A 13,633-nucleotide genomic window follows, 5' to 3' on the forward strand; every position below is an offset into this window, starting at 1 on the left:
AAGTGGCAGGCTCGCCTTTTTTAAAAGGAATAGTCGCAATTATATTTGTAACTTTTAGTGTGCCAGGCTTTGTTTACGGGCGTGTTGTTGGCAGCATGAAAAACGATAAAGACATTATTAACGCAATGAGCAAAAGCATGAGCTCAATGGGTTTATATATAGTATTAGTATTTTTTGCAGCCCAGTTTGTGGCCTTTTTTAAATGGACTAATTTAGGCACTATTTTGGCAATTAATGGTGCAGCACTATTACAAGCGTTAAACCTTACTGGCCCAGAAGTATTTGTATTGTTTATATTAATGTGTGCAATGGTTAACTTGAGTTTAGGATCGTCATCGGCGCAGTGGGCGATTACAGCCCCTATTTTTGTGCCTATGCTTATGCTTATTGGTTACGCGCCAGAAACCATTCAAGCGGCGTATCGTATTGGTGACTCTGTGACTAACTTAATCACCCCAATGATGAGCTATTTTGGCTTAATTTTAGCGGTGGCAGTTAAATATAAAAAAGACATGGGTATAGGAACGTTAGTGGCCACCATGCTGCCATACAGTATTGTGTTTTTTATCGGTTGGGTCATTTTATTTTACGTATGGGTGTTTGCTTTAGGCTTGCCAGTAGGGCCTGAGTCACCTATTTATTACACACCTTAATGGTGGATGCCAATTTACAATTAAATACGGTGTCGGATAAAACACAGCTACAGCTAATATCTGACTCTAATTAAGCTGTGAGGCATAAAAAAGCCAGCAAAAGGGGAGAGCCCTGTTGCTGGCTTTATAGTATGTAAAAGGGGTCTTATACCAATCCGCAATAATACTTAATCATTTTCAGGGGCTAAACGTGTCGCTATCTGCGTTAAAAAATTCTCATTTAGAGCAACTAAATAGCGAATTTTTTGCCTTGCTATCAACACGTTTATCCATCCTCAAAATAGATCACTTAATTATGCGAAATGGTATTAGCTAAATACCACGGTTTTATTACCGTTAATAAATAGTTTGTGTTCAGAAGCTAGTTGTAAGGCTTTACTAAACACGGTTTTTTCTACGTCTTTACCCATTTTAGCCATCATTTCAGCGGTGTTAGCGTGCGTTACGCTGGTAACGTCTTGTAAAATAATAGGGCCTTCATCTAGCTCATTATTTACAAAGTGAGCCGTAGCACCAATAATTTTTACGCCGCGCTCAAATGCTTGATGATACGGTTTAGCGCCAATAAAGGCCGGTAAAAACGAGTGGTGAATATTAATAATTTTGTTCTCAAAGCGACCCACAAATTCAGGGCTTAGTATGCGCATGTATTTTGCCAAGCCAATAATGTCAGGGTTATAAGAGGCAATTAAATCACCTACTTTTTCATCATGCTCGGCGCGACTTAGGCCTACGTGCGAAACAACATGAAAAGGCACATCAAAGCCTTTTGCTAATGGCTCTAAATCTGGGTAGTTGGCAATCACAGCTAATACTTCAATATTTAACGCTTGCTCAAACTGTTTAAGTAATACAGACCCTAAGCAATGTGCTTCTTTTGTTGCAAGCAGTACCACTTTAGTTTTTGTATCATCATGTAGAGCAAGTTGTGCACCCTCAGGTAATAAAGCGCGTAATTGCGATAAAAAGTCACTTTGTGGCTCGCCGGTTAGTTCAGTGCGCATAAAAAAGCGCTTGGCGTCTTTATCTACAAATTCGTTATTACGTGTAATATTTAAATTGTGCGCGTGGCAAAGCCCTGTAATTTTGGCAATTAGGCCTACATCGTCGGCACATTGGGTGGTTAGTATATAGCTCATTTTCCTCATTCTTACCCAGTTTATAATTGCTTCATTATTTGGTTTTTAACGCATAAAGCAAGGGGTTTATGCGTAAATTTAGAATTAATCGGTCAAATAGGTATAAATGATTCGATAAAGTGAAGGACAATTAAAAATACGTTAATAATAAGGCAGATAAACACCATAAATTTTAACAAGCGGGTATTTAAAAAAGGTTTAGTGGTAAGTATTTAGTGCGCGCACGGTTTGTAACCTAGTTGCCTAGATTAAAACCGCGGCGCAGTTTAGCTTTTACAAATATAGCAAAGCGATTATTAAGCTTTAGGCTCTGGTGTTAAGTTCTCTTCTTGCCTTAGGTAACCAGCGGCCTCTTCATCCTCTTTTGTTATTGCTTGCTGAGTAGGTATTGCACGGGTTTGTTGGTTTAATTGATGTATTTGCGATGCATTACCTAAATCGCGCTCACTGGTAATTGAAGCAATTGATTCGCGGTCTTTTAGAAAGGCAATTACATCATTTTTAATGGCTTGTAATTGACCTTCATCTTTGTGCATTTCCATTATATGGCGAGGATGCTCAAGGTTTTTCATACCGGTGGCAGCAAACGTGCTCGTAATAACACGAGAGACAATGACCCATGGCGTGATACTGCTGCGCACTAAGGTGTTTTCTGAGCGGGTGCTGTCGTGAATACCTGTCCCCGTTGAAATTTTAGATTCGGTAAATGTACCTTCGCACTTAAAGTACACAAGTAATGATTCAAACTGCATTTAGGCAAAAAATAAATGAGCACAGTTAGCCAATAAACGAGCAAAGGCTTTAATAATCACTGCTATTATTAAAATATGAACACTGCTCATTAGTAAGCTACTAAACTGTATAACATTTTGGTTATTAAACGCTTGCTGTAAATTATTAATATTAGCGCTATCTATGTAGTAATAAATATCTATTAATGAATAGGCTAACCACACCGTTAATGCTAACGCCACAATATAAAGTAAATTAGCACTGATTAGCGCGACTAACCTGGCTAGGGTAAAGTTTTTACCTAGCTCCATAGCGTGTAGTTTAGGCTGAACCTCTTGAATCATTTCGCCTTTAAAACCGCCTTTACCCTCTATTTGCTCTTGCAATTTTGGGTCTAGCTCGCGGTAAACTCTATTAGGCACTTCTTTGTAGCGTCTATTTGCCATGACAAGATTATCAAGGTTTATAAATACTTCATCAGGGTGAACAGACTCTTGCCAGTTTTCACGTAATTCTGACACTTCGGCGGTAGGGGTCACTGCGTTTAAGCGTGCTTTGATCATTGTAAATACTAATGCGCAGCTTAACGTTGCTAATATAATAATGGCAATGAGGTATATGCCAGCATGCAAGTTTGGCAGTTGTGCCAGCCACGCGTCTATTTCTTGTTTGCTGATATGTTGCTCTTGCATTAGCCACGACATAGAAAGGCCAATAACAATAGGCAAAATAAATGACAACGAAATAATTTTAGCTAATGTACCGCCTCCCAGCGCTTCAATGTTTCTTTCAGCATTGCGAGAGATAGGTTTACTACTTGAGCGCCAAGAAAAAAGCACATAAAACATTAAAATAGCACTGTAAACCGGAAGGGCTAATTCGCCAGCTTCCCCAGTAAAGCCCGACAGCGAAACAAACGCTACAAGCCCATAAGCAATTAAGGCAACAAGCGTGCTCACCCATGAGCCAAATAATCGCTGCGCAACATTTCGAATTGGGTAAGGTAAAAATAACAGTTTGGGAATTAAGCTGTGTAACAAACGAGATAAAAATCCGTTAGGCTCTTTAAAGGTACTGTTTTTACGACCAACCAGCATTTCTTCGAGTGATTGGGCGTTATAGGCTACTTCTTTTTTTTCTTCTTGCGCGGTAGAGCTCTCAGACTTACTAAAATTATACGCAAGCGATGTAGGGTGGTTTCTGCCTACAAAGTATTTTAAGGTGGCATAAATACCTGACGATAAAGAGCGAATACCCAGCGCTAAAATAAACATGCCAAATAGCATTAAAATCCAGCCTGCGGTGGTACTTTCTTTCACCGAGCTTGCAGCTATAACAAGTAAACTTACGCCTGCTACCGACTCAATAATACCTCTTAGCGCGGTTACTTTACCTTCCAACTTAAAGGGGTTTTTTAACCCAAGATCAATAGAACCATAATCAAATGCCATTGTATGCTCCTTGTAAACAGCACATTATTTAAGGGGGGTTACCAGTTTTGCAATAATACTTAATCATTTGCGGGACCAAACCTAGTGTTAGCTATGTTTTCCGGGCTCAAATAGACTAATTAATTAAGCGAGTTGGTATTATTATCCGTGTATATTTTGGCCAAAATGAGCATAGCTAAACGGTACCAAAAGGTGCAGTTTATATACTTAAGCAGGTAATTAAACTAAACGGATTTTTATATTATTGTTCAATTTTTGATTATATATCAATAACGTTGTTCAGTTTAAGGTTATTTTACAGTGATACATTTATTGATGGTGGTTTAAGTTGCTAGGAGCATAAATGAAACTAATCTACGTAGATGATAATTTACCCGGTATAACCCGTAAGCGTAAAAACAAAACGTGGCTGTACTTTGACCCAATAGGAAAGCAAATCACCGATCAAAAAGTGATTGATCGTTTAAATGCGTTAGCGTTTCCGCCCGCCTACAAAAATGCTTGGTTTTGCCCTGAAGAAAATGGCCATATTTTAGCAACCGGGGTAGATAGTAAAGGTCGTAAGCAATACCGCTACCATGAAGATTTTAGAGCTCAACAAGAGGCGAAAAAATACCAAGCCTGTGGGGTGTTTGGCAATAAGCTGCCATTACTGCGTGCCCGTTTAGAAAACGATTTACAAGGGGATGAGCTCAGCGTAGAGCGCACATTAGCTGCGGTAGTTAGGCTTATGGACTTAGGTGCATTGCGGGTAGGTAACGAGCGAAATGTAAAGCAAAACAAAAGTTTTGGCGCCACAACCCTGCGCAATCGCCATGCTAAGCTTACGGGTAAAAATATACAGCTACGGTATCGGGCTAAATCGGGCAAAGAGCGCGAGGTAAACATAACCGACAGAGTGCTTAGCCATGTAATTAAAGACCTACAAGATTTACCCGGTCAGCATTTGTTTCAATATATAAGCGATGGAGAGCGCACAAACGTAACCTCTAGTGAAATTAACCAGTATATTCAACAAATAATGGGTGAGGACTTTAGCGCTAAACACTTTAGAACCTGGCGAGCCAGTGTTATTGCCTTTAAGCAGCTTGTAAAAGCAAAAGGCGCACTTAGTTTAAAAAGTATGCTCGAGAGCGTGTCTGAGCAGCTAGGTAACACGCCCGCTATTGCACGTAAATCGTATATTCACCCGGATTTAATTGCCTTGTGTAAAGAGAATGAGCAAACCCAAACAGCGTGGCGAGAGTCGCTTTCTTTACCGCGAAAAACAAAATACTTGAGTCGTTATGAACGTGGCTTTTTAGCCTTTTTAAAAGACTAATTGCTATAGCAACTTTACACACTACAGCAACCAAATTACATAATTGCGTAGTTGAAGTGTTTTTTAATTACCATGTAAAAGTTTAAAAAGTTATTAAATTTCAGTGTGTTGTGACTTTATTTTATTTTGGCACCTGCATTGCACCTTCAAATTACTGTTAAGCAGTAAGTACAAAAGCATTTATCAATGATATTTAGCGAGGAGGTACAAAGTGAAGGGGTTATTTTCAAAGGCATTGTCTACAAAGGTAAAGCACATTACGTTACACGCTACGCTTGCAGGCTGCGTTAGCGCCATGCTAACAGGGCAAGCGCTAGGCAGTGCAGATCTTGAAAGTGTGGCACTTGCCAACTCTTCATTGACCACTTACAACTCGCAACAACAATTGCAAAATGGCGATTATTATTTTGATCAAAATGCAGCACAGTTAATAGCGCGCACCGAAAAAGCAATTAACTGGTACACAGAAATAGTTAACAGTGGCGGGTTTACTCCTTTATACACTAATGAGTTGCTTGAACTTGGCAGCACCAGTAAAGCGGTGAGTCAGTTAGCGCTGCGTTTGTATCAAGAGCGTGACTTAACCAGCAATGTATGTGACACCGCAATGTGCACATTTGATAAAACCATTGAGCAGGCTGTGCAACAGTTTCAGCGTCGCCACGGTTTAAAGGTTGATGGGCGAGTAGGAAAGCGCACCTTAGCTAAGCTTAATGTACCCGCTAAGAAAAAATTGGCTAAATTAAAGCTTAACTTTTACCGCATAACTAACTTCGCAGGCTCAAGTGATTCGCAGTATGTGTATGTAAACATACCTGAGTACACATTGCGCTATGTAAAAGCAGGCGAAGTAAAACTACAAAATAACGTTATTGTGGGTAAGCCGAGCTGGGAAACACCTGCCTTTAGTGACGAAATCGAAAAATTTGTAGTAAACCCTGAGTGGCGTATACCAACCTCTATTGCAACCAAAGAAATAGCACCAAAGGTGGCAAAAGATCCTCAGTACCTTGCTAAAAATAATATCGAAATTAGAAAAAACAGCTACCTAGATTCTAAAACAGTTAACCCTAGTAATATTGATTGGCAGTCTATTAAGCCCTATCAGTTTGATCACTTTTTAGTTAAGCGTGCAGGGGATGAAAACCCACTTGGCGAAGTGAAATATCTGTTTCCAAATCCTGAGGCCATTTATGTTCACGATACTCCAGCAAAGCAGCGTTTTAACCAAGCGCAGCGTGCGTTATCACATGGCTGTATAAGGGTTGAAGAGCCATTTTCATTGGCGCGTGAAATAATTAAGCACCAAGGTGAAGAGCGCACCCTTAAGCAAGTGGATAAAGCCAGAGATACCGATACCACTCAAACTTTTTATTTAAATGAGCCCTTACCTATTCATTTAGTGTATTGGACGGCGTGGGTTGATGAAGACATGCTCGTTAATTTTAGAGACGATATTTATCAACACGACGCAAAAGCATTACTTAAAAACGAAGATCAGTCAGTCATTGCTGCATTGATTAAATAGACTATGAGAGGATTTATGCCGTTTATACCGAGTATTTTAGGCTGCATATTAGCGCTTTGCGTAAGCGTAGGTAGTTATGCCGCCGAGCCCGTGAAAAAAGCACACCCAAGCGTTGATATTCAAAATAAAGCAAATTTTGAAGATGCAGAGTTTAGCCTAAAAATTAACGACATAGTAATGCCGTATTCGGTGTTTTCTGTATTTGTGATGCCTAATGAGGCAGTTGAATTTGAAGTGCTTTACGCACAATCAAAACGATCCTATTCATTTATTAATAACCATAGCAACGCCACCTTAACGGATACAAACCGCTGGCAGTGGCAGGCGCCTAAAAAGCCTGGCTTAACACGGGTAATTATTGAATCCCCCGACAAAAAGCAACGTATGACAATTAATGTGTTTGTTAAAGTACCTGCAGATGAAGTACAAGGTGGAAAGCTTAAATATTACCACATTGGCCATTACCCAACGCCCTCACAAATTAAAGATAGTAAGCATTACATAGTGCCCGATGGTTTTGTAAAGGTGACCCCAGAGAACGAAAATATAAAAATATCACCGCATTTTTCTCTTAAAGAATTTGTGAGTAAGCAACGAAGTAAGCACCCTAAATACTTATTTTTACAAAACAAGTTGTTACTTAAACTTGAAAAAATACGCAAAGAGCTGATTTTAGAAAACATACCGGTTAAAAATATGGTGGTAATGAGCGGTTACCGCACCCCTTATTACAACAAAGCCATTGGTAACGTAAAGCTTAGCCGCCATGTGTTTGGCGACGCTGCCGATATATTTATAGATAACGATGGCGACTACCGTATGGATGATATAAACAACGACGGCAAGCACTCTATTGGCGATGCACAAGCTATGGCTAGCATAGTGGAGTCGCTCGCTAAGCGAGAATCATTTAAAGGCTTACTTGGCGGTTTAGGTGTTTACGGGCCAAAATCGCATCGCGGTGCATTTATACATGTTGATACGCGTGGTTTTAAAGCGCGCTGGGTGAGTAAATAACCACATAGCTTTTTTGTGTTGGTAAAAAATGATGCGAGTAAAAAGCCAAACTCTTTTCCACGTTAAATTTGGCTAGTGTTGCTCTTAACTTAAAATATTGATCACTTACATGTGATCAATATTTTCTCGCTCTGCTATAAGTTTAATAACTCGCTTCTCTTTCATCATAGCACTACTTTCTTCAAGTAATACATCGCTAAAGGCTGGGTCAAATATTTTAGGCTTGTTGAAGTTGCGTAGCATAGAGACAACCCAAGTAGATGATGTATCACAATAATTTTCTTCTGAAGCTTTTATCTCCAAATTTTTTAAAAGTTTATAAACTTCAATTGCACGCTCCGGATATGTGTAATCATCAACTGCTATCCAAGCTTCACGCAACTCTTGAAGTGAATAATTTAAATAATTAATTTCCATAATATATTCCATTAAATATAGAGAAACTCAGTACGTTTTCAGTCACGTAAAAGAAGACGACTTTTATAACGCTTTTATAATATATTATTGCAGCATAAAAGTTTCGTACTCAAGCTCTTCAAATTGTTTTGATAGCCAATAAAGACCAATTACAGATGTAATTATGGTCGAGAGCGCAAAACCGTAACCATAAAACTGTGGCCCTAATGCAATTGAGGCAATCGTAAATACGATATTGATAAACAAAAACAGCCCAGATAAAAATAATACGGTGGCACGCTTATCTAAGTAAAACAAAATATTTAAGATAGACAAAAATATAACCTGTACACCTACACCCACCACATCAATAAACAGCAGTGTTTTATAGTTAGGGTCTATGCCTATAAAGGTCAGTATTTGCTCGCCCCACAGTAATAAGCACGCAACGGTTATACCTTGGATTTTAAATATATCGTAAAGGCCGCCTTGCGCTGTTTGCACCATTTTATCTTTTAGGTAAAAAATTTCTTCAAGCGATGAGCCACCTCTAATGGCGGTATAAAAACGGTCGTATTGTTCTACAAAGTCGGTTTCCATTCTGACTAAAAATACCGCCATTCCTGGAATAATGGTTAAATAGGCTAAAAATATAGGCAAGTCGTAAATAGGGCTTGCTCTTAATGTGCCTATAATTTGGATAGAGGTAGCGGGGGAGTACCAAAAAATAATTTTATCGGCCCACACGCCTATGTTGTAAAAAAGCCCACAAAAAAATAGGCTGTAATACACTTTTTTATTGTTTAAAAATCAAAACTAATGAGTTTACCGCCAGGGTAGCGACGAATAATCATAAACAAAAAGCTAAAAAAGAGCAGCGCTTCACCGGCAAAAAAAGCAAAAAACAACCCGTCTATTTGCCAGTCGCGCAGTAAAAATGCCAGTAACACCATAAAGCTGTAACCGCTTAACATGGTTACTAAAATAAGTCGGTACTCCTTCATTCCCGACAAAAATATAGCGCCAAGCCATTGGTTACATAAGCTTACAAACGCCCCTAATATTATTATTTTAGTCACAACAGGTAGCGGTAGTATTGGCCATACTGCTAAGCCGATCAGTAATGCGGCAAGGGTGGTAACAAGCTGCGCGCCAAGTAAATTAGGCAGTACCTGCTCATCCTTTTTTTGAAAAAACAGATCGGCAACAAAACGCGTTAATAATAGCTGCAGACCGCCGGTTAATATAAGGGACGCTGCCATCATATACGTAATAAGCGTTAAAAACTGAATAATTAATACTTTTGGCAGCACGACACCTAGGCTTAAAATACCAATTAGCATGAGCGCAATGATAGAAAGCAGCCAAGGGCCTGAGCCTATTAATCCCGCATAACCGTATGCTTCAAAAACAGAGAGTAGGGTGTTTTTTTTGAGAATTTTACGTATCTCAAAACCTATTCCGGCCATGCGATTGTATCCTTGTAAAGTTTATCGTAGCGGGCAAACATATGGCTCTCGTCGTAGTATGTTTTAACGCGATTGAGGCCGCTTTTCTGGTACTGATACCATGTTTGCTCATTTTCCAATAGGGTGATTATTTGCTGTGCGGTTTCGCTGGGTGAGGCAATAGAAACTACTTCGCCAGCTTTACCAAGGGCCCTATCTTCCTCGCTTGCCCCTTCTATTATTTCTCGGCACGAGCCCACGTCACTTGCAAGTACAGGTACGCCTGCTGCCATTGCTTCAAGCAGCACTAATGGTTGAGCTTCAGAAATAGAAGTCAACGCAACAATACCTAGCTTAGGGAGTATTTCGACGATGTTTCTCATGCCTGTAAACGTAATGTTTTTGTCTAAATCTAGGCTGCTTACTAATAGCTGGCACTCTTTATAATACTGTGGGTCTTCCTCAAAAGGGCCTATGATCCAGCCTTCTATCTCTGGCAGCTCGGCTTGGACCTCTTTAATGGCACGAATAAAGGTTTTAATATCTTTAATTGGCACTACACGGCCAATTAACCCAACCACCATAGGGACCGATTTAGGTCTTGCGTTAAGCGCATCAGCAAAGCGTTTTGTTTTTATACCATTAGGCACTACCGAGGCTTTACTTTCGCTGGCACCATCTTTAATTTGCCTTTGTCTATTCCCCTCATAAAGCGAGATGATTTTGTCGGCTTGGTTATAAGTAGTGCGGCCAATTTGCTCAAAAAAGCTGATCCACATTCGGCGAATAAAGCCCATTTCAGTATTTAGGTTTTTGCCTAGGCTTTGTTCAGACTCTTTTATCCAGCTGGCCTGTATTAAATCTATTTTACGCTCTTTAGTGTAAATACCGTGCTCGGTAAGCAAAAATGGCGTGTTGTGTATAACGCTTGCACCTGCGCCCAATATGCCAGCATAGCCTGTCGAAATAGAATGAATAAGTTTAACATCAGGGAGTGAACGGGCTATTTCGGCTATTTTAAACAGTGGTTTATACAAATTTCTGTACGACCAAAAAAAGTCGATAAATGACGATTCATCGCAATAGGTTAAATAATAGTTTGCCAGCACCTGCCACGACGACTCGCTGTATAAAAAATCGGCTTCGTTGATACCGTCTTTTTTAGCTAGATTTTCAAAGGCAAACTTTAAAAGCTCCGTCGGTATTGGGTCTTTACAGTCACGGAAATACCCTTGTAATTGCTGCCAAAAATCAAACAGTTCTTTTTTATATTTAACGCCATGTTTCGCTTTTATTTTTGTACTGTGTTGCGTAACTAAATAATGCACATGCAGCTTAGTTACATTACTTGGTAACGTGTACTGAATGTCGCCGTAGTGTTCGGGTGCGCCACCGACAAACACTAATTCAAAGTTATAGTGAGGCAGGCCTTCTATAATTTGGTGTACCCAGCTCGATACGCCGCCCCGTACATAAGGGTAAGTGCCTTCAAGTAAGAGTAAAATATCGGCTTTTTTTTCACTCATGCCAATACTCCTGTAAATGGCGTAACTCAGAGCCTTTAGGCTGTAGTGCTAGCTCTTCAAGATAGCGCTGACAGTCTGTGTAATTGTGTAATCCAAAGGCGACTTCGGCTTTATAAGGTAATACGTGGCGTCTGGCCATGCCTAATTGCGTGGCTAAATTTAAGCTTTGCTGCGCCTCATTTAATTTACCGAGCGCAAGTTGAATTCGCCCTAAAAACACATAGCTTGCTGGCTGAGGGTTAAACTTTATACTTGTTAAGGTTAGTGCTTCTGCTTTTTCTAGTACGTACTTTTTTAGTGCGCCTTGTGCTAAGCCTAAGTAACTAAGCTCCCAATAAAGCTCGGCTTGTTGGCGTTGCAGATTGCTCAATTTAGATTGTTGCGTGGTATTGGCTATAGCGTGTTGGCACTGGCTTATTTTTTCGTTCAGTTTAGTTTCTTTGCTATCAAGAGTTGAATAGGCAAGTAAGCGAATATCATCTTCTAAGTCTCTTAATGCCAGTTTGAGTATAGGAATAGCTTGGGCATCGCTCATGTGCCGTGCAGCCATTACTGCACTTAGGCGTTTATTTGGCTCACTGGCGTGTTTTAAAATAGCTTTTAGTCCACCCATTGAGTAAATAGGCGTTGCTGAAACACTTCTTGCTTCAAAGGGCAGGGCAGGAACCTTGTGCTCTACAATATCAATATCGTTGTTTTTAAGCGGTTTACTAAGGGCAAAAGTAATGGCAAATACCACCCCTAAAATACCAAATACAGGCAAGGTAAATAGCAGTAAAAATAACAGCGCTGAGCCACTTTTTAAGGTGGTTTTGTATTTGTTAGGAATAAATGCATGGCTTACAAAGGTAAAGCACAGGCTAGCAATGCCATGTAATAAAACAATCAACAGCCAGTTAGGCGCATCTAAAATATGCGCAAAAGCAAAGTATTCACATAAACAGCCAATAAAAGCGGCAACGATAATTTTAATCATGGGATGCAACTAACTTAGCGATGTGTTCGCTGCTTATAGGCAATGCCATTTGTTCTTCTATTTTAATTTGCAGTTGCTCAACGGTTTTACCAAAGTGCTCGATACACCAAGTATTAATTCGCGATATAAAGCCACTTTTGTCCAGCTCACTTGCCATAGGCATAAGCAGTAAAAGTGTGTGGTTTTGACTATCGTACAGATAAATATCTAAACCTCTGCGAGCTTCACTTAAATACTCTAATAATTGGCGCGACTCTTCACTTGTTTGCATTGCTTTGAGTTTAAGCAGCTGCGAGGGAATATTATAGCGTTTAGCTTCTTTGTTGGCCCTGCGTAGTTGCCTTACAAAATAAGGGGTTTCTTGTGGGGTCATTACCGGGTTGGTAATTTCATGACGCAACAAATCGCCAATGTTACCGGCCATAACAGCTAGCAAAGTAAGTGTGGTGTTTTTAAGGGCAAAAAATTGAATGCTTTGTACTAAAATCACCCCGTAAATAGTGTTATTAATATCAACCAGTGGGATAACAATATGGTATTGGCTAAATTTATTTTTAACCTCTTTTACAGAAACCAGCTCGCGCTCTTCAAACATGGCTTTAATAAGGGGGTCTTCCCTATTTAGCTCGCCCATAGCACCTATGCTTGCTAATGGCTGCTCTATTATGGTGTTGTTTTCTACTTTATAAAGCGCTGCTTTTTCAAGTGAGCCATATTCAACAAATAAGTTTAAAATGCTATTTGCCGCACTGTCTAACCGTCTTTGTGTTAGTTGCCCTATAACGGCCCGTACCGCTTGGAGCGATTCGCGCAGGCTAAGAGTATGACCTGCTAACATTTGCTCAATCCGGTCGTGGGATGAGTTTATTAAATGGTATTGGCGGGTAAAGGTTTCTAATCGGTTAGTTACATATTCAAGCTCAATACTTTGCTGTTGATTAGTGCGCTCCCATACATCTCTGAATTCGCCAGCAATCATAATTACAATTAAATAACCAATCATGGCGTTAATATTAAATTCGTTAGGTTGCGCTAATACTTCGCTTTTGCTTAACAGCAATTGCCCGGCTAATAAACATAATATGCTTATAAAGCCTTTTGAAAAACCATAGCGCAAAGCCACTAATAGCGGCCCAAGTACCGGCCACGAAAACCCATTTTCCGTCCAAAAGGGGTCTTCGGCGTTAAATATAAGCGGCAGCACAATTGCAAGCGCGGTAAATACAATTACCTCAGCCCAAATTTGTAGCTCAGGGACCTCTCTTGGTCGAAAAAAATGTGTTTTCACTCACTAACCTCAATGTACGAAATTAAATCGGCGATGACATCTTGTGCTGTCGCGGCAATACTGTCGCGCCCCCAGCCACTTTTTGCGATAGTGCCCGTCCAAAGTGGGGTTGTTTGACCTTTAGCCGTTAAGCTAAGTGTAAGTGCGACTACCGGCTC

At 40.0% G+C, this 13,633-nt stretch carries 9 protein-coding genes and 2 pseudogenes; 4 read left to right on the plus strand and 7 right to left on the minus strand.

The features are described from left to right. A partial coding sequence (locus tag L650_RS0123115) for an AbgT family transporter (protein WP_029774553.1) occupies positions 1 to 653 on the plus strand: 653 nt, incomplete at its 5' end. A 308-nt stretch (positions 654 to 961) separates the two neighbouring features. Here L650_RS0123115 and purU read toward each other — a convergent pair. Then, positions 962 to 1,792 (minus strand): formyltetrahydrofolate deformylase, encoded by an 831-nt coding sequence (gene purU, locus L650_RS0123125; protein WP_024033106.1) that lies wholly within the window; start codon positions 1,790 to 1,792, stop codon positions 962 to 964. 296 nt (positions 1,793 to 2,088) lie between these two features. After that, positions 2,089 to 3,975 (minus strand): annotated as a pseudogene (locus L650_RS0123130) (hypothetical protein). Between the two features lie 343 nt (positions 3,976 to 4,318). On the opposite strand from L650_RS0123130, the gene L650_RS0123135 reads away from it, so the two are divergent. The 3 genes from L650_RS0123135 to L650_RS0123145 all read left to right on the plus strand — a co-directional run bounded on the left by L650_RS0123135 (position 4,319) and on the right by L650_RS0123145 (position 7,841). After that, on the plus strand, positions 4,319 to 5,296 hold the full coding sequence (locus L650_RS0123135; RefSeq protein ID WP_029774554.1) for a DNA topoisomerase IB: 978 nt from the start codon (positions 4,319 to 4,321) through the stop codon (positions 5,294 to 5,296). A gap of 211 nt (positions 5,297 to 5,507) precedes the next feature. Next, entirely contained in the window at positions 5,508 to 6,824 is a 1,317-nt protein-coding gene (locus tag L650_RS0123140) for a murein L,D-transpeptidase (protein WP_029774555.1), read from the plus strand. 15 nt (positions 6,825 to 6,839) lie between these two features. Continuing rightward, on the plus strand, positions 6,840 to 7,841 hold the full coding sequence (locus tag L650_RS0123145) for a D-Ala-D-Ala carboxypeptidase family metallohydrolase (RefSeq protein WP_029774556.1): 1,002 nt from the start codon (positions 6,840 to 6,842) through the stop codon (positions 7,839 to 7,841). 105 nt (positions 7,842 to 7,946) lie between these two features. Here the strand turns inward: L650_RS0123145 and L650_RS0123150 are convergent, their stop codons facing one another. The 5 genes and pseudogenes from L650_RS0123150 to L650_RS0123170 all read right to left on the minus strand — a co-directional run bounded on the left by L650_RS0123150 (position 7,947) and on the right by L650_RS0123170 (position 13,475). Next, positions 7,947 to 8,258, minus strand: coding sequence for a hypothetical protein (locus tag L650_RS0123150; RefSeq protein ID WP_029774557.1), 312 nt, complete (start codon positions 8,256 to 8,258; stop codon positions 7,947 to 7,949). 84 nt (positions 8,259 to 8,342) lie between these two features. Continuing rightward, positions 8,343 to 9,706: pseudogene (pelG, locus tag L650_RS24810) on the minus strand (exopolysaccharide Pel transporter PelG). Beyond that, positions 9,694 to 11,211, minus strand: coding sequence for a GT4 family glycosyltransferase PelF (gene pelF / locus L650_RS0123160; protein ID WP_029774558.1), 1,518 nt, complete (start codon positions 11,209 to 11,211; stop codon positions 9,694 to 9,696). Before pelF ends, pelG begins: the two are co-directional and overlap by 13 nt. After that, positions 11,204 to 12,187 carry a tetratricopeptide repeat protein gene (locus L650_RS0123165; RefSeq protein ID WP_029774559.1) on the minus strand — a complete coding sequence of 328 codons (984 nt, stop codon included), beginning with the start codon at positions 12,185 to 12,187 and terminating at the stop codon, positions 11,204 to 11,206. Before L650_RS0123165 ends, pelF begins: the two co-directional genes overlap by 8 nt. After that, positions 12,180 to 13,475 (minus strand): PelD GGDEF domain-containing protein, encoded by a 1,296-nt coding sequence (locus L650_RS0123170; protein WP_029774560.1) that lies wholly within the window; start codon positions 13,473 to 13,475, stop codon positions 12,180 to 12,182. The genes L650_RS0123165 and L650_RS0123170 overlap by 8 nt, the downstream gene beginning before the upstream one ends. Between the last annotated feature and the right edge of the window lie 158 nt (positions 13,476 to 13,633).

It is taken from the genome of Pseudoalteromonas sp. TB51, from assembly GCF_000498055.1.
GTDB lineage: Bacteria > Pseudomonadota > Gammaproteobacteria > Enterobacterales > Alteromonadaceae > Pseudoalteromonas > Pseudoalteromonas atlantica.